A 15,033-nucleotide genomic window follows, 5' to 3' on the forward strand; every position below is an offset into this window, starting at 1 on the left:
GGGCATGATGACGGGCTTGGACTTCGGCCTCGGCGAGACCGTGGAGGCCTTGCGCGCCGAGGTCGTGCGCTTCGCCGCCGCCGAGATCGCGCCCCGCGCGGCCCAAATCGATGCCAGCAACGACTTTCCCGCCGATCTCTGGCGCAAGTTCGGCGATCTCGGCCTGCTCGGCATCACGGTCGAGGAGGAGTATGGCGGCACCGGCATGGGCTATCTGGAACATGTGGTGGCGATGGAGGAGATCAGCCGCGCCTCGGCCTCCGTCGGGCTGTCCTATGGCGCGCATTCGAATCTCTGCGTCAACCAGATCCGCCGCAACGGCACCGTGGAACAAAGGCGCCGCTACCTGCCGCGCCTGATCTCCGGCGAGCATGTCGGCGCGCTGGCGATGAGCGAGCCGGGCGCGGGCTCCGACGTGGTCGGCATGCGCCTGCGCGCGGAGCGGCAGGGCGACCGCTACCGGCTGAACGGCAACAAGATGTGGATCACCAACGGCCCCGACGCCGATGTGCTGGTGGTCTATGCCAAGACCGACCCGCAGGCCGGGCCGCGCGGCATCACGGCCTTTCTGGTGGAGAAAGGCCTTCCCGGCTTCTCCACCGCCCAGAAGCTCGACAAGCTCGGCATGCGCGGCTCCAATACCTGCGAGCTGGTCTTCCAGGATTGCGAGGTGCCGGCGGAGAATGTGCTCGGCGAGGTCGGCCGTGGCGTGAACGTGCTGATGAGCGGGCTGGATTACGAGCGGGCCGTGCTGGCGGGCGGGCCGCTGGGTATCCTGCAGGCCTGCCTGGACGTGGTGCTGCCCTATGTGCGGGAGCGGGAGCAATTCGGCCAGCCCATCGGCGGCTTCCAGCTCATGCAGGCGAAGATCGCCGATATGTACACCGTGTCCAGTGCCGCCCGGGCCTATGTCTATGCCGTGGCCCGCGCCTGCGACCTTGGGCGGGTGACGCGCAAGGACGCGGCCGGGGCGATCCTCTTCGCCGCCGAGAAGGCGACCTGGGCGGCGCTGGAGGCGATCCAGGCGCTGGGCGGCAATGGCTATATCAACGACTACCCCACAGGGCGGCTGCTGCGCGACGCCAAGCTCTATGAGATCGGCGCCGGCACCTCGGAGATCCGGCGCATGCTGATCGGCCGCGAGTTGTTCCAGGAAGGCGCCTGACGCAGCACCCTTCCCCTGCCGCGGCCCCTCCGGCAGCCGGTCTCCGGCGCCGGACCGCCGCCGGCCGCGCCGGGCCCGGGCCGGCGGGCGGCCAGGGGCTGCCGCCGCAATCTCCCTTCCCAACCGCTCACACCCGAGACTAGGCTTTCAGAAAGAGGCTCAAAAAAACGGGAAAGAGGGACGTATCGCTTGGCCTACGCGCTGCAGCAGCTCATCAATGGCGTCTCGCTCGGCATGATCTACGGGCTCATCGCCATCGGCTACACCATGGTCTATGGCATCATCGGCATGATCAATTTCGCCCATGGCGATATCTTCATGGTCGGTGCCTTTCTGTCCCTTATCGGCCTCTTGCTGATCACCTCCAGCGGCATGCTGGACGGCGCCGGGGCCATTGTGCTGGTCCTGGCACTTTCCATGGCCTTCACCGCCCTTTACGGCTGGACGGTGGAGCGCATCGCCTACCGCCCGCTGCGCGGCTCCTTCCGCCTGGCGCCGCTGATCTCGGCCATCGGCATGTCCATCGTGCTGCAGAACTACGTGCAGGTGGCGCAGGGCGCCCGGGTGAAGCCCATCGAGCCGGTGGTGCATGGCGGCTTCACGCTGATGCGGGACGGCACCTTCGCCGTGCAGCTTTCCACCATGCAGATCCTGATCATCACGACGACGCTGGCGATCCTGGGCGTCTTCACCTGGCTGGTGACCAAGACGCCGCTGGGCCGCGCCATGCGCGCCTGCGAGCAGGACCGGCGCATGGCCAGCCTGCTGGGCATCGATACCGACCGCACCATCAGCATCACCTTTGTCATCGGCGCGGCGCTGGCATCGGTCGCCGGCACCATGTACCTGCTGCGCTATGGCGTGATCGACTTCTACATCGGCTTCCTGGTGGGCGTGAAAGCCTTCACCGCCGCCGTGCTGGGCGGCATCGGCAGCCTGCCGGGCGCCGTGCTGGGCGGGCTGCTGATCGGGTTGATCGAGACCTTCTGGTCCGCCTATTTCAGCGTGCAGTACAAGGATGTCGCCGCCTTCTCCATCCTGATCATGACGCTGGTCTTCATGCCGACCGGCCTGCTGGGCCGCGCCGAGGTGGAGAAGGTATGAGCCTGGCCCACCCCCGGCGCCCCGTCCTGGGCGCCGCGCTGAAGGATGCGGGGCTGGCGGCGCTGATCGCGGCCGGCCTCTTCCTGCCCATGGTGGGGCTGCGCACGGATGTCGGCCCCACCGGCGCGCTGTTCCTGCGCACCCGCTGGACCGATGTGCTGCTGCTGGTGGCCATTGTCTTCGCCGGGCGCTTCCTGATCCGGCTCTGGCAGGAATGGCGGGCGGAGCGGCACGGGCCCTCGCTGCAGAAGCGCCTGGCGGGGCCGATGCTGCGCCTGGGCCGCTTTGTCGCGCCCGCGCTGCTGCTGTTTGCCCTGCTGCTGCCGCTCATTCCCGGCATCGGGCGCTATGAGCTGGACCTCGGCATCCTGGTGCTGACCTATGTGATGCTGGGCTGGGGGCTGAACATCGTGGTCGGCCTCGCCGGGCTGCTCGACCTCGGCTATGTCGCCTTCTACGCGGTGGGCGCCTATTCCTACGCGCTGCTGGCGCAGTATTTCGGCCTCTCCTTCTGGATCTGCCTGCCGCTGGCGGGGCTGCTGGCCGCCTTCTGGGGCATCCTGCTCGGCTTTCCCGTGCTGCGGCTGCGGGGCGACTACCTCGCCATCGTCACGCTCGGCTTCGGCGAGATCATCCGGCTGGTTCTGCTGAACTGGGTGTCGCTGACCGGCGGGCCCAATGGCATCTCCGGCATTCCCCGCCCCTCCTTTTTCGGCCTGGCCTTCACCGCCGGGGGCGGCCCTGGCTCCTTCGCCGATTTCTTCGGGCTGGAGCCGAGCCCGACGCATCGCGTCGTCTTCCTCTACTACCTCATCCTGGCCCTCGCCCTGCTGACCAACTGGGTCACGCTGCGGCTCCGCCGCCAGCCGCTCGGCCGCGCCTGGGAAGCGATGCGGGAGGATGAGATCGCCTGCCGCTCCCTCGGCATCAACATCACCACCACCAAGCTGACCGCCTTCGCGCTGGGCGCCATGTTCGGCGGCTTCGCCGGCGCCTTCTTCGCCACCCGGCAGGCCTTCATCAGCCCGGAATCCTTCACCTTCATCGAAAGCGCCATCATCCTGGCCATCGTGGTGCTGGGCGGGCTCGGCAGCCAGCTTGGCGTCGCCATCGCGGCCCTGGTGCTGATCGGCGGCTTCGAGGTGTTCCGCGATTTGCAGGAATGGCGCATGCTGGTCTTCGGCGCCGCCATGGTGCTGATCATGATCTGGAAGCCGCGCGGGCTGGTCGGCAGCCGCACCCCGACCGTCGCACTCAGCGAGAAGCGAACCATCAGCGCCGCCATGGTGGCCGAGGGGCGCGGCTGATGGCGCCGATCCTGACCGTCGAGAAACTGACCATGCGCTTCGGCGGCCTGACTGCGGTGAAGGAGGTGTCCTTCACTGCCGCGGAAGGCGCCATCACCGCCGTCATCGGCCCCAATGGCGCCGGCAAGACGACGATGTTCAACTGCATCACCGGCTTCTACCGCCCCACCGGCGGTAGCCTGGTGCTGCACCATGGCGGGCAGGAGGTGGCGCTGCACCGCCTCGCCGGCCACCGCATCGCGCGCGCGGGTGTCGCGCGCACCTTCCAGAACGTCCGCCTCTTCGCCGGCATGACGGCGCTGGAGAACCTGCTGGTGGCGCAGCACCGCAAGCTGATGGCCTCCACCGGCTTTGGCATCGGCGCCGTGCTGGGCCTGTCCGGCTACAAGGCGGCGGAGCAGGCGGCGATCGGCCGCGCCACCGCCTGGCTGGAAGCCTGCGGGCTGATCGACCGCGCCGACGACCCGGCGGGCAGCCTGCCCTATGGCGCGCAGCGGCGGCTGGAGATCGCCCGCGCCATGTGCACCGAGCCCGCGCTGCTCTGCCTCGATGAACCGGCGGCCGGCCTCAACCCGCGCGAATCCACGGCGCTGGGCGAATTGCTGCGCGCCATCCGCGACGGCCGGGCGGCGGAGGGCGCGGCCCCCTGCTCCATCCTGCTGATCGAGCATGACATGGGCGTGGTGATGGGGATTTCCGACCACATCGTGGTGCTGGACCATGGCAGCAAGATCGCCGACGGCACCCCCGCCGCCATCCGCGCCGATGAGAAGGTGATCGCCGCCTATCTGGGCGAGGGCGACGAGGACGAGCACGAGGACAGCGCGGCATGAGCACGCCCCTGCTGGAGATCCGCGAGGTTTCCACCTTCTATGGCGCGATCGAGGCGCTGAAGGGCGTTTCCATCAGTGTGGCGCCGGGCGAGATCGTCACGCTGATCGGCGCCAATGGCGCGGGGAAATCCACGCTGCTGATGACCATCTGCGGCGACCCCCGCGCGCGCTCCGGCCGCGTCATCTTCGATGGCCAGGACATCACGGAACGGCCGACGCATCACATCATGCGCGGCGGCATCGCGCAGTCTCCGGAAGGCCGCCGCGTCTTTCCGCGCATGAGCGTGCATGAGAATCTGCTGATGGGCGCGCAAAGCCTGGGCATCGACCCCGGCCCGGGGCTGGAGCAGGCTTTTGCTCTTTTCCCCCGGTTGAAGGAGCGTGAGGCGCAGCGTGCCGGCACGCTCTCGGGCGGCGAGCAGCAGATGCTGGCCATCGCCCGCGCCCTGATGTCGCGCCCGCGCCTGCTGCTGCTGGACGAGCCCTCGCTCGGCCTCGCGCCCCTGATCTCGAAGCAGATCTTCCAGGCCATCCGCAAGCTGAATGCCGAAACCGGGCTGACGGTGCTGCTGGTGGAGCAGAACGCCAATCAGGCGCTGCGGCTGGCCCACCGGGGCTATGTGCTGGTCACCGGGCGGATCACCATGTTCGGCACCGGGCGCGAGCTGCTGGCGCGGCCGGAGGTGCGCGACGCCTATCTCGGCGGCCACTGAGATCGGGCTGGCGGAGCGGCGAGAAGCTTCATAGGCTGCAATGAACAACACCAGCCGCGACGGGTTCCGGCGGCTGAAGAGCGGAGGGTCTGATGATGCAACGCAGGCAGCTTCTTGGCACCGTGGCCGGCCTGACGGCCGCCGGTGTGGCGGGTGTGGGAGCGAGCCGCGGCGCGCAGGCGCAGTCCGGCACGCTGCGCATCGCCTCCGTCGGGCCCATGACCGGGCAATACGCGGCCTTCGGCGCGCAGCTTCGCGTCGGCGCCGAGCAGGCGGTGGCGGACCTCAACGCGGCGGGCGGCGTGCTCGGCCAGCAACTGGCGCTGGAGATCGGCGACGATGCCTGCGACCCCCGCCAGGCGGTCTCGGTCGCCAACCAGATGGCCAGCCGGCAGGTGAAGCTGATCGCCGGGCATTTCTGCTCCGGCTCCTCCATCCCGGCCAGCAAGGTCTATGCGGAGGAAGGCGTGCTGCAGATCAGCCCGGCCTCCACCAACCCGCAATATACCGATGCCGGCGGCTGGAACACCTTCCGCACCTGCGGCCGCGACGACCAGCAGGGCAAGGTGGCCGGCGCCTATATCGCCAAGACCTATCCCGGCAAGAAGGTCGCCATCCTTCACGACAACTCGGCCTATGGCAAAGGCCTGGCCGACGAGACCAAGAAGGCGCTGAACGCCGCCGGCACGACCGAGGCGGTCTATGCCGCCTATACGCCGGGTGAGCGCGATTATTCCGCGCTGGTCTCCCGCCTGAAGTCCTCGGGCGTCGAGATCATCTATGTCGGCGGCTATCACACCGAGGCCGGGCTGATCCTGCGGCAGGCCAAGGAGCAGGGCATGCCAGTGACGCTGATCGGCGGCGATGCGCTGGTGACCAACGAGTTCTGGCAGATCGCCGGCGCCGCTGGCGAGGGCACGCTGATGACCTTCGCCTCCGACCCGCGCAAGCGCCCCACGGCGGCCGAGGTGGTCGGGCGCTTCCGGGCCAAGAATGTCGATCCGGAAGGCTATGTCCTCTACACCTATGCCGCCGTGCAGATCTGGGCGGATGCGGCCAAGAAGGCCAACAGCACCGACCCCAAGAAGGTCTCGGAGGTGCTGAAGTCCGGCGGACCCTGGAACAGCGTGCTCGGCCCGATCAGCTTCGACAAGAAGGGCGACGTGACCGTGCCCGACTATGTCTTCTATGTCTGGAAGAACGGTTCCTACGGCGAGGTCTGAGGCAGGCGCGCGGCCAAAGGAAAGCCGGGGGCATCGCTCCCGGCTTTCGCGTTTCCGTCACACCGCCACCGGCATGGTGCCTTCCTGCGGCTCGGCCCAGAGCATCACGCGGCCGCCGCCCTGGCGCTTGGCGATGTAGAGGGCGGCATCGGCGCAGGATGCCAGCTTCTCCAGCTCCAGCCCGTCGCGTGGCGCGATCGCGATGCCGATGCTGACGCCGATCTGCACCTTGTTCTGCTCGATCTGATATTGCGCGCTGAGCACGCGGACGATGCGGTGCGCCAGCGCGCGGGCCTCGTCGTCATGCCGGATGCCGGTTTGCACCACCACGAACTCATCCCCGCCGATACGGGCTACGGTATCCTGTTCCGCCACGGTGCTGCGAAGCCGCTTTGCTACGGCTTGCAGAAGCGCATCCCCGGCCAGATGGCCGAACTGGTCATTGGCCGCCTTGAAGCGGTCGAGATCCATCACGAGCAGGGCCACGAGATGGCCGCTGCGCTGCAGTTCCATGATATCCGCCTCGAAGCGGTCCTGCAGCAGAAGGCGGTTCGGCAGGCCGGTCAGCATATCCTGCCGCGCCAGCCGGATCAGGTCCCGCCGGGTCACCAGATGCTGCAGGGTGGTCCGGTACAGGTAGGCCACGGTCTCCAGTCCCGCGATGGTGAAGGCGGTGAGCAGGAGCGCCTGGCTGAGATAGACCACCGCGCCCTGGGCACCGAGGTCGTCCGCATTCGTCAGCAGCCCGGCCACGGTGGGAATGACCACCAGCAGCAGGCTGATGGTGCAGATGGCGGGGCGGACGGCCGTGCGGGTCGCCAGGCCGGCGCCGTAGCCGAAGGTCAGGCCGACCACGAGCATATGGGCCAGCGGCTCCTCTTCCAGCAGCGCCAGGAGGTTCAGCAGGCCGAGCACGGCGGCGAAGGCGTAGCTGGCCCAGGCGTAGCGGCTTTCCCAGAGCCTAATATCGGCCGAGGACAGCGGCGGGGCAGCCCTGCGGCGCCGGTAGGCGAGGATGATGCCGACCCTCGCCGAGGCGATGGCGGAACAGCACAATGCCAGGGCGGGAAAGGCCAGCCCCTCCGTCAGGCTCGCGAACAGCACCGCCATGCCCACGGTGGTGACGCCCATGACGATCACAGGAGCCAGTGCCGTGAACATCATGTCGACCAACTCGCCCAGCACATCGTCAGGCAACTGCCCATCCTGCGGAAAAAGCTTCCGCGGCATCCCCTTCATTCTGAAAGGCCCTCATCTCTGCATGGGCGTGGCGAGTCACCGGGTGAAACTCAGTAATTAGCAGAAAGACCTGTCAGAAATTTGCATTTTTTGCATTTATTTCGCTCACAATTGGGCCAAGTTTCATGGCTTTGTTGTATGCGGCGGGCTCCGCGCTTGCCGTCAACCTGAACAGCGGCCGGTTCTGTATTCCCCCAGACAAATAAAATGCCACCACCTCCCGCAGTTTCTTCGGGAGATGATGGCATTCTCAGCGGAACCGGGCGCCCGGCCGGGTGCTTCACCCGGCCCCTCCGCGGGACCCTCAGTCGGAAGGCTGAAGCTTAGCGGCCCTGTCCGGTTCCGGCCGTGGAGGAAAGGTCGCGCACCGCGCCGCGCGCGGCGCTGGTGGTGAAGGCCGCATAGGCGCGCAGGGCGGAGGACACCTTCCTGTCGCGCCCGACAGGCTTCCAGGCCTCGGGGCCCCGCGCCAGCATCGCCTCGCGCCGCTTCGCCAGCTCGTCGGCCGGCACCTGCAGCTGGATCGAGCGGTTGGGAATGTCGATCTCGATCCGGTCGCCATCCTTGACCAACCCGATCACGCCGCCTTCCGCCGCCTCGGGCGAGACATGGCCGATGGACAGGCCGGAGGTACCACCGGAGAAGCGGCCATCGGTGATCAGGGCGCAGGCCTTCCCCAGACCCTTCGACTTCAGGTAGCTGGTCGGATAGAGCATCTCCTGCATGCCCGGGCCGCCGCGCGGGCCCTCGTAGCGGATCACCACCACATCGCCCGCCGTGATCTTGTTGCCCAGGATGGCGCTGACGGCGGCGTCCTGGCTCTCGAAGACCCGCGCCGGGCCGGAGAAGACGAGGATGCTCTCGTCCACGCCCGCCGTCTTCACGATGCAGCCGTCCTCGGCGAGGTTGCCCTTCAGCACCGCCAGCCCGCCATCCTGGGAGAAGGCGTGCTCGGCATCGCGGATGACGCCGCCCTTGCGGTCCAGATCCAGTTCCTTCCAGCGGCGGTTCTGGCTGAAGGCGACCTGGCTGGGCACGCCGCCGGGCGCGGCCTTGTAGAAGGTCTGCACCGCCTCGCTGGTGCTGCGGGCGATATCCCAGCGGTCCAGCGCTTCCCCGAGCGTGCGGCTGTGCACCGTGGACGTGTCGGTGTGGAGGAGGCCGGCGCGGTCCAGCTCGCCCAGGATCGCCATCACGCCGCCCGCGCGGTGGACATCCTCCATATGCACATCCGCCTTGGTCGGCGCGACCTTGGACAGGCACGGCACCCGGCGGGACAGGCGGTCGATATCCTCCATGGTGAAGGCGAGTTCCGCCTCATAGGCCGCCGCCAGGAGGTGCAGCACCGTGTTGGTGGAGCCGCCCATCGCGATGTCGAGGCTCATCGCATTCTCGAAGGCCGCGAAATTCGCCACCGAGCGGGGCAGCACGCTGGCGTCATCCTGCTCGTAATAGCGGCGGGTGATGTCGACGATCAGGTGCCCGGCTTCCAGGAAGAGGCGCTCACGGTCGGCATGGGTGGCCAGGACCGAGCCGTTGCCGGGCAGCGAGAGGCCGAGCGCCTCCGTCAGGCAGTTCATCGAATTGGCCGTGAACATGCCCGAGCAGGAGCCGCAGGTCGGGCAAGCGGACCGCTCGATGGTGGCCACATCGGCGTCGCTGACGGTGGGGTCGGCGGCGGCGACCATGGCATCCACCAGATCGAGGGCGACCTCCTTGCCCTTCAGGACGACCTTGCCGGCCTCCATCGGGCCGCCGGAGACGAAGACGGTCGGGATGTTCAGGCGCAGCGACGCCATCAGCATGCCGGGCGTGATCTTGTCGCAGTTGGAGATGCAGACCAGCGCGTCGACGCAATGCGCATTGGCCATGTATTCGACGCTGTCGGCGATCAGCTCGCGCGACGGCAGGCTGTAGAGCATGCCGTCATGGCCCATGGCGATGCCGTCGTCGACGGCGATGGTGTTGAACTCCTTGGCCACGCCGCCGGCGCGCTCGATCTCGCGCGCGACCAGCTGGCCGAGGTCCTTCAGGTGCACATGGCCCGGCACGAACTGGGTGAAGGAATTCACGACCGCGATGATCGGCTTGCCGAAATCGCCGTCCTTCATGCCCGTCGCGCGCCAGAGGCCGCGAGCGCCCGCCATGTTGCGGCCGTGGGTGGAGGTGCGAGAGCGGTAAGCGGGCATGACAGCGTCCTAGATGATCAGCTCAGAATAACCTGACCCATGCCGTGGCATAAATATACTTTTTGGCCGGTTCTAAGTCGCTGTACATATCGATCATGGATATACGCCAGCTCCGACATTTCGCCGCCGTGGCGGAGACGCTGCATTTCGGGCGGGCGGCGGAGCGGCTGAACATGACCCAGCCGCCGCTCAGCCAGTCGATCATGGCGCTGGAGCGGGAGCTTGGCGCGCCGCTCTTCATCCGCACCAAGCGCAGCGTCGCGCTGACCCCCTTTGGCGAGCAATGGCTGGTTCATGTCCGGGCCGTGCTTGGTGGCCTCTCCGGTCTGCCGGAAATCGCCAGAAGGCTGCGGGACGGCGAGGCGGGGCCGCTGGAACTGTCCTTTGTCAGCACCGCCGATTACAGCGTGCTGCCGGAACTGGTGCGGCAATATGCCGCCCTCTATCCCTCCGTCCGGATCGCCTTGAGGGAAGCCACCAGCGAGGTGCAGATCGCGGCCCTGCTGGAGGGGTCGGGCCATGCCGGCATCGTCATCCCGCCGGCCAATGGCGCCCTCCCCGCCTCCCTGCGCTATCGCCGGCTGTTGTCGGAGCAGCTTGTCGCGGCCGTGCCGGAAAGCTGGGTGGGCGATGGGCGCCTGCCCCTCCAGGCCGGCCGCCTGAACCCGGCCGTCACGGTCCAGGCGCCGCTGATCATCTTTCCCCGGCACTCGGCGCCCGCCTTCCACGACCTGGTCACCGGCTATTTCACGGCGCATGGCGGCACGGCGCGCATTGTCCAGGAAGCCATCCAGATGCAGACGATCATCAGCCTGGTCTCGGCCGAGATGGGCATCGCGCTGGTGCCCGCCTCCCTGCGCAACCTGGCGCGCACCGGCGTCCGCTACATCGACCTCGCCGGGGCGGTGCCGTCGCTGGAGACCGGCATCGTCTGGCGCCGGGATGACCTGACGCCGACCCTGAACCGCTTTCTGCAGGTGGCCCTCGGCGGGCAGCACGCCGCCTGATGCCGTGGCCGGCTACGCGCCGGCCCCGGCCCCAGCGTTCAGTCAGGCAGGCGTCTGCTGCTGCCAGGTGGGGATGGGAAAGACGCGGTCGTAGGCCAGATTGAAGACAAAGGCATAGACCACGTAGAAGGCCGCGATCGCGAGATCCATGACAAAGGCCTCATAGAGCCCGATGCCGAGATACCAGGCGATGGGCGGCAGCAGGACCATCAGCAGCCCGGCTTCAAACAGCAGGGCATGGGCCACGCGCAGCCCCAGGCTTTTGCGGGTATGCCCGGCCAGCCGCTGCATCGCATGGTCGAAGCCGAGGTTGTAGACATAGTTCCACGCCGTCGCCGCGAGCGCGCTGCCGAAGCCGATGACGCCCATCTTCTCAGCAGGCAGGCCGAAGAGGTGGCTGCCCAGGGGGATGATCAGGGCAAGGCCGATCACCTCGAACAGGATAGCGTGGCGGATACGGTCGCGGGTGGTGCGCATAGTCTGGTGCTCTCGTGGAAGAACCTGATGATGCGGGTCTTCTATCTGGGATATGCGCTTTCACAAGTTAGCAACCATCTGTTAAACAGATAGATGACTGTTTCCCTCGAACAACTCCAGGCCTTTGCCGCGGCGGCGGAGGCGGGGTCCTTCTCGGCGGCCGCACGCCGGCTGCGGAAGGCGCAATCCGCTGTCAGCACCCATATCGCCAATCTGGAGACCGATCTCGGGCTGGAGCTTTTCGACCGCAGAGGGCGCAACCCGGTGCTGACCCCGGCGGGGGAGCGCCTCCTGCTCGAGGCACGTGTGGTTCTGGAGCGGCGCGAGCACCTGATCGGCGTCGCGGCCAGCCTGGAGCAGCGGGTGGAGAACCGGCTGGTGGTGGCAATCGACGAATTATATCCGGAACACGCTTTGGGCGCGCTCTTCGCCGACTTCGCCCAAAAGTTCCCTTTCGTCGAGTTGGAGCTGTTGTTCCCGCTGATGGAGGATGTCAGCCGCCTGGTGCAGGACGGCAAAGCCGACCTGGGCGTGATGTGGCGGCAGGACGTGCTGCCAACGGAGCTTGGCTTCCAGACCATCGGCTGGGTGCCGCTGAAGCTGGTCTGCGGCCGGCAGCATCCGCTGGCGAAAGAGCGGGTGGAATGGGAAGAGTTGAAACGCCACCGGCAGATCCTCGTCGCGACGCGCAGCAACGGGCCGGAGAAGCGGCGCCTGCGCGTATCAGCCGAGGTCTGGTGGGTTGAAAGCCATTGGGTGATCCTGGAAATGGTGAAGCATGGGATCGGCTGGGCGCTGGTATCCGACCATGTCATCGCCGCCTCTCCCGCCGCGCCGGACCTGGTGACGCCCGACCTGCAATTCGATGACGGGGACTGGCCGGTGGCGTTGGAGCTGGTCTGGCACAAGCAGCGACCCTGCGGCCCCGCCGCGGCCTGGTTGCGCGAGCGCTTCGCGGCGCAGCGGATCAATGCACAGTTCGGCACTGGCCAGAACCGGTGACACGCTTCGCACGGCAGGCTGCCAGAGCATCGTGCAGCGACGAAGACGCGCCGTCATCCCCGAAGCGTTGCCATGCCTGAGGCTGCTCCGCCTCTCCATGACAGGGGCGCCATCAATGAACGGCGCAAAGAGCGGCGCGAATAACGCCACACCAAAAAAATCTGATGCAGGTTGGGAAGAGATCCTCACTCCGCTTCGTAGATGGCGGAACACTGTGAGGAACGCTCCCCTTGATGAATGCCATAGCCGCACCCTTCGTGCTGCCGTTCCACCTCATAGCGCGTTATCCATGGCCATCCATCATCGCTTCAACGGTTGTGGCGATCGCCTGCTATTTCATGGACTATGGCAGCGGCCTGGCATTCTTCGTCTGCCTCAGCTGTGGAATTTTCATTTGGCATTACGAGTCGAGCCAGCCTGGCACCGTGGCATCGCCTGAAACCACATAGCCCCATGCCTCGCTGAGCATTGTGGTCAAGTTGGCAGTTACAGCCTGCCGACTTGACTCCATCTGCATGATGCCCTTTTGCCTTTCTGGCCAGTACCGCAACGCTACTTCTGGCACACTGGAGAGTGGCGCGAGCCGGTACTCTTGGTGGAAAGTCCAGGCTCCTGCCGCTTGCCGCGGCGGCTTCTCAAGCCTTGTCCATCAGCGGCACTTCTCAATCGGGAAGCGGCGCAAGCACACGCTTGGTGATGCGCTGGATGGTGCCGTAGCACTCGCATGAAGCCTCTTCGAGGCCGCCGCGGTTGAGGACAGTAATCTTGCCGCGCCGGTAGCCGATGAGACCCGCGGTTTGCAGGCTGCCCGCGGCAATGGTGACGCCCGCGCGACGAACGGCCAGCATCTGGGACATGATTTCATGGGTCAGGGCGAATTCATCGCCTCCGGCCCGGTCATGCGCCATCAGCAGCCAACGGGCAAGGCGGTGGACAAGGCTATGGGTGGCGTTGCAGCCCGCCGCCAGCGAGACCTGCGTATGAAAGGCCTGCGAGTAGCGCAGCAGCAGAGCCACCAAGGCAGGGCTTTCCTTAAGGGCCTGCCGGAACGCGGGCCCGGCCACGCGCAGGGAGCGGCTGGGGATCTGGACCATCGCCTCCACCGGCGAGATCTTCGTGCCGAAGACAAAGGGAAGCCCCGCCATGCCTTCCCGCCCCACCATGCCCACTTCAACCAGGCCGCCATCCTCCAGGCGCGCGAGCATCGAGATGGTGCCGGTCTCGACAAAGTAAGCAGCGTCAGCCTCTGCCTCGGCATGAAGCAGCGTGTGGTAGATCGGGAGATCAACCGGCTCCAATACGGGAGCAAGCCGGGCGAAATCTACGGCTGGCAGGGCAGCAAGCAGGTGATTGGCGACACTGCTTTGGTCAGTGGCGGGCATGCATCTTCTCCGCTGGCCATCGATGGCACCGGCACCAGACCACCATGGCCAGCATGCTATGCCAGCCACCGCGCAGGCCAGCGAAGCATTATTCTGTGGTGCCGGCAAATGCGCGGTTAGAGGGGATATCCTGCGCCAAGCTGCCGCCAACTCGGATGCGATGCCCACGCGAGTAAAGCGGGAGTGGCAACGCCCCGCACCACGCGCAGGCGGCCGGGCCTGCCCCGGCTTTTGCCACGCGCGCCATCACATCCTGTGGACATCGTGCGGGGTCGGGAGCACCACCGGCGGCTCTTCAGCAACACCGCTATCGCCTTCCGGCGGGTCATCGTCCTGCCTGGGCGACCGCGCAATACATTGCCCGTCCTGCTCCCAGGTACAGCGCGACACCAGCTCGGCCGCTGCAAAGCCCACCCGGCCAACCCCGTGTTCCGGGGTCCAACCATGGCGGATGGCAGGTTTCTAGAACGTGGCTGGCCTTATGAGCTGCCGCTTCATTGCAGCGGCCCGCGCCTTAAGCCGCTCCGCGAAGGGATGCGCCTTTAACAGGGAGCTTTCAGCTCTCCTGTGCAACGTACCTTCCTGACACTCTCAAGCTCAGCCGGGCTGAGCCTTGCCTCCGCGATGAACGAGGACAGGATATCCTCCGCACTGTCTTGCAGAGGTCCTGGAGGAAAATTCGCCACCACCAGCGCCATTACCCGCAATCCCCAGAGCCGCGTAACCGAATCGCCTTCGGCGATGACATTGCTCACCAGGTCCAGAGCGCATTCACACTTCTTCAGTTCTATTTGCCCAGCCCAGTGCTTCATATCCACGCCTTCGACATCCTCGTTGATTTAACGCCACAAAGGGTTTCGCGCGTCTGTCGGAAAGCGTAAGAATTTGCGACGGCTTGGTCGGGACGGTTACGAGGGCAAGTTGAAGCCGCGCTGCTAAGGGCAGGCAGATGCATGGGAGGAGCCAGACGCCTCCCCACGGTGATACCTTCCCTCTGCTAGCGTTGATCTGATGCAGGCCTTCCAGCTGCCTGCGTCGCTAGGGCCGCTTCTGGCTCTGATTTCTTGAGCATTGAACCGGATCCCACAGCATCGTCAAAGAAAGGATCACTTGGCTGGAGAGGAAGCTTGGATATCCCCTTCCAAAGGGACGCCACTCGCTGGCGGGAAAAGGCCATGTTTCTTGGTGCGCATCCTCTGATCTGCTCCGCATCTTCAACAAAGCTTCCGCTCATCCATCAAACCAACGCTGATGCCAGCATTTCCGTTGATATCGCGATAAGCGAAAGACACGCGCAGGATTTCAATGAGTTCGCGACTGTTTGCGAGCCCACTCACCTGCCGCGCCCCCCCGTTCTCGGGGATGAGCTGGACGCTGGCAGGTTGTAGACTT

15 protein-coding genes are annotated in these 15,033 nt (G+C 66.4%); 10 read left to right on the forward strand and 5 right to left on the reverse strand.

The features are described 5' to 3' along the window. Window positions 1-4: 4 nt before the first annotated feature. The 6 genes from EBE87_RS01660 (at window position 5) to EBE87_RS01685 (ending at window position 6,345) form a co-directional block, all read left to right on the forward strand. On the forward strand, window positions 5-1,165 hold the full coding sequence (locus tag EBE87_RS01660) for an isovaleryl-CoA dehydrogenase (RefSeq protein ID WP_120640434.1): 1,161 nt from the start codon (window positions 5-7) through the stop codon (window positions 1,163-1,165). Between the two features lie 189 nt (window positions 1,166-1,354). Then, window positions 1,355-2,269, forward strand: a complete 915-nt coding sequence (locus EBE87_RS01665) for an ABC transporter permease subunit (protein ID WP_120638891.1) — start codon at window positions 1,355-1,357, stop codon at window positions 2,267-2,269. Further along, on the forward strand, window positions 2,266-3,576 hold the full coding sequence (livM, locus tag EBE87_RS01670) for a high-affinity branched-chain amino acid ABC transporter permease LivM (protein WP_120638890.1): 1,311 nt from the start codon (window positions 2,266-2,268) through the stop codon (window positions 3,574-3,576). Before EBE87_RS01665 ends, livM begins: the two co-directional genes overlap by 4 nt. Then, window positions 3,576-4,409, forward strand: coding sequence for an ABC transporter ATP-binding protein (locus EBE87_RS01675; RefSeq protein WP_120638889.1), 834 nt, complete (start codon window positions 3,576-3,578; stop codon window positions 4,407-4,409). Before livM ends, EBE87_RS01675 begins: the two co-directional genes overlap by 1 nt. After that, the gene (locus EBE87_RS01680; protein WP_120638888.1) at window positions 4,406-5,122 is read left to right on the forward strand and encodes an ABC transporter ATP-binding protein; all 717 of its coding nucleotides are present in this window, start codon (window positions 4,406-4,408) and stop codon (window positions 5,120-5,122) included. Before EBE87_RS01675 ends, EBE87_RS01680 begins: the two co-directional genes overlap by 4 nt. 92 nt (window positions 5,123-5,214) lie before the next feature. After that, complete coding sequence (locus tag EBE87_RS01685; RefSeq protein ID WP_120638887.1) at window positions 5,215-6,345, forward strand: branched-chain amino acid ABC transporter substrate-binding protein; 1,131 nt, start codon at window positions 5,215-5,217, stop codon at window positions 6,343-6,345. A gap of 57 nt (window positions 6,346-6,402) precedes the next feature. On the opposite strand, the gene EBE87_RS01690 is transcribed toward EBE87_RS01685, so the two are convergent. Together EBE87_RS01690 and ilvD are read right to left on the reverse strand one after the other, a co-directional pair. Beyond that, complete coding sequence (locus EBE87_RS01690) at window positions 6,403-7,542, reverse strand: GGDEF domain-containing protein (protein WP_158600913.1); 1,140 nt, start codon at window positions 7,540-7,542, stop codon at window positions 6,403-6,405. Window positions 7,543-7,907: 365 nt separating this feature from the next. Beyond that, window positions 7,908-9,773, reverse strand: coding sequence for a dihydroxy-acid dehydratase (ilvD, locus tag EBE87_RS01695; protein WP_120638885.1), 1,866 nt, complete (start codon window positions 9,771-9,773; stop codon window positions 7,908-7,910). A gap of 95 nt (window positions 9,774-9,868) precedes the next feature. Here ilvD and EBE87_RS01700 point away from each other — a divergent pair, with 95 nt between their 5' ends. Beyond that, entirely contained in the window at window positions 9,869-10,780 is a 912-nt protein-coding gene (locus EBE87_RS01700) for a LysR family transcriptional regulator (protein ID WP_120638884.1), read from the forward strand. Window positions 10,781-10,822: 42 nt separating this feature from the next. On the opposite strand, the gene EBE87_RS01705 is transcribed toward EBE87_RS01700, so the two are convergent. Further along, complete coding sequence (locus EBE87_RS01705) at window positions 10,823-11,257, reverse strand: PACE efflux transporter (RefSeq protein ID WP_120638883.1); 435 nt, start codon at window positions 11,255-11,257, stop codon at window positions 10,823-10,825. A gap of 93 nt (window positions 11,258-11,350) precedes the next feature. Here EBE87_RS01705 and EBE87_RS01710 point away from each other — a divergent pair, with 93 nt between their 5' ends. Both EBE87_RS01710 and EBE87_RS01715 read left to right on the forward strand, forming a co-directional pair. Next, window positions 11,351-12,259 (forward strand): LysR family transcriptional regulator, encoded by a 909-nt coding sequence (locus EBE87_RS01710; RefSeq protein WP_120638882.1) that lies wholly within the window; start codon window positions 11,351-11,353, stop codon window positions 12,257-12,259. A 233-nt stretch (window positions 12,260-12,492) separates the two neighbouring features. After that, entirely contained in the window at window positions 12,493-12,708 is a 216-nt protein-coding gene (locus tag EBE87_RS01715; protein ID WP_120638881.1) for a hypothetical protein, read from the forward strand. Window positions 12,709-12,921: 213 nt separating this feature from the next. On the opposite strand, the gene EBE87_RS01720 is transcribed toward EBE87_RS01715, so the two are convergent. After that, complete coding sequence (locus EBE87_RS01720; RefSeq protein ID WP_120638880.1) at window positions 12,922-13,641, reverse strand: Crp/Fnr family transcriptional regulator; 720 nt, start codon at window positions 13,639-13,641, stop codon at window positions 12,922-12,924. Window positions 13,642-14,183: 542 nt separating this feature from the next. Next, window positions 14,184-14,459, reverse strand: a complete 276-nt coding sequence (locus EBE87_RS28585; RefSeq protein ID WP_147426091.1) for a hypothetical protein — start codon at window positions 14,457-14,459, stop codon at window positions 14,184-14,186. Window positions 14,460-14,768: 309 nt separating this feature from the next. Between EBE87_RS28585 and EBE87_RS28590 the strand changes: the two genes are divergently transcribed. Next, window positions 14,769-15,029 carry a hypothetical protein gene (locus tag EBE87_RS28590; RefSeq protein WP_147426090.1) on the forward strand — a complete coding sequence of 87 codons (261 nt, stop codon included), beginning with the start codon at window positions 14,769-14,771 and terminating at the stop codon, window positions 15,027-15,029. Window positions 15,030-15,033 lie beyond the last annotated feature (4 nt).

It is taken from the genome of Teichococcus wenyumeiae (assembly GCF_003696345.1).
Taxonomy (GTDB): Bacteria; Pseudomonadota; Alphaproteobacteria; order Acetobacterales; family Acetobacteraceae; genus Pseudoroseomonas; species Pseudoroseomonas wenyumeiae.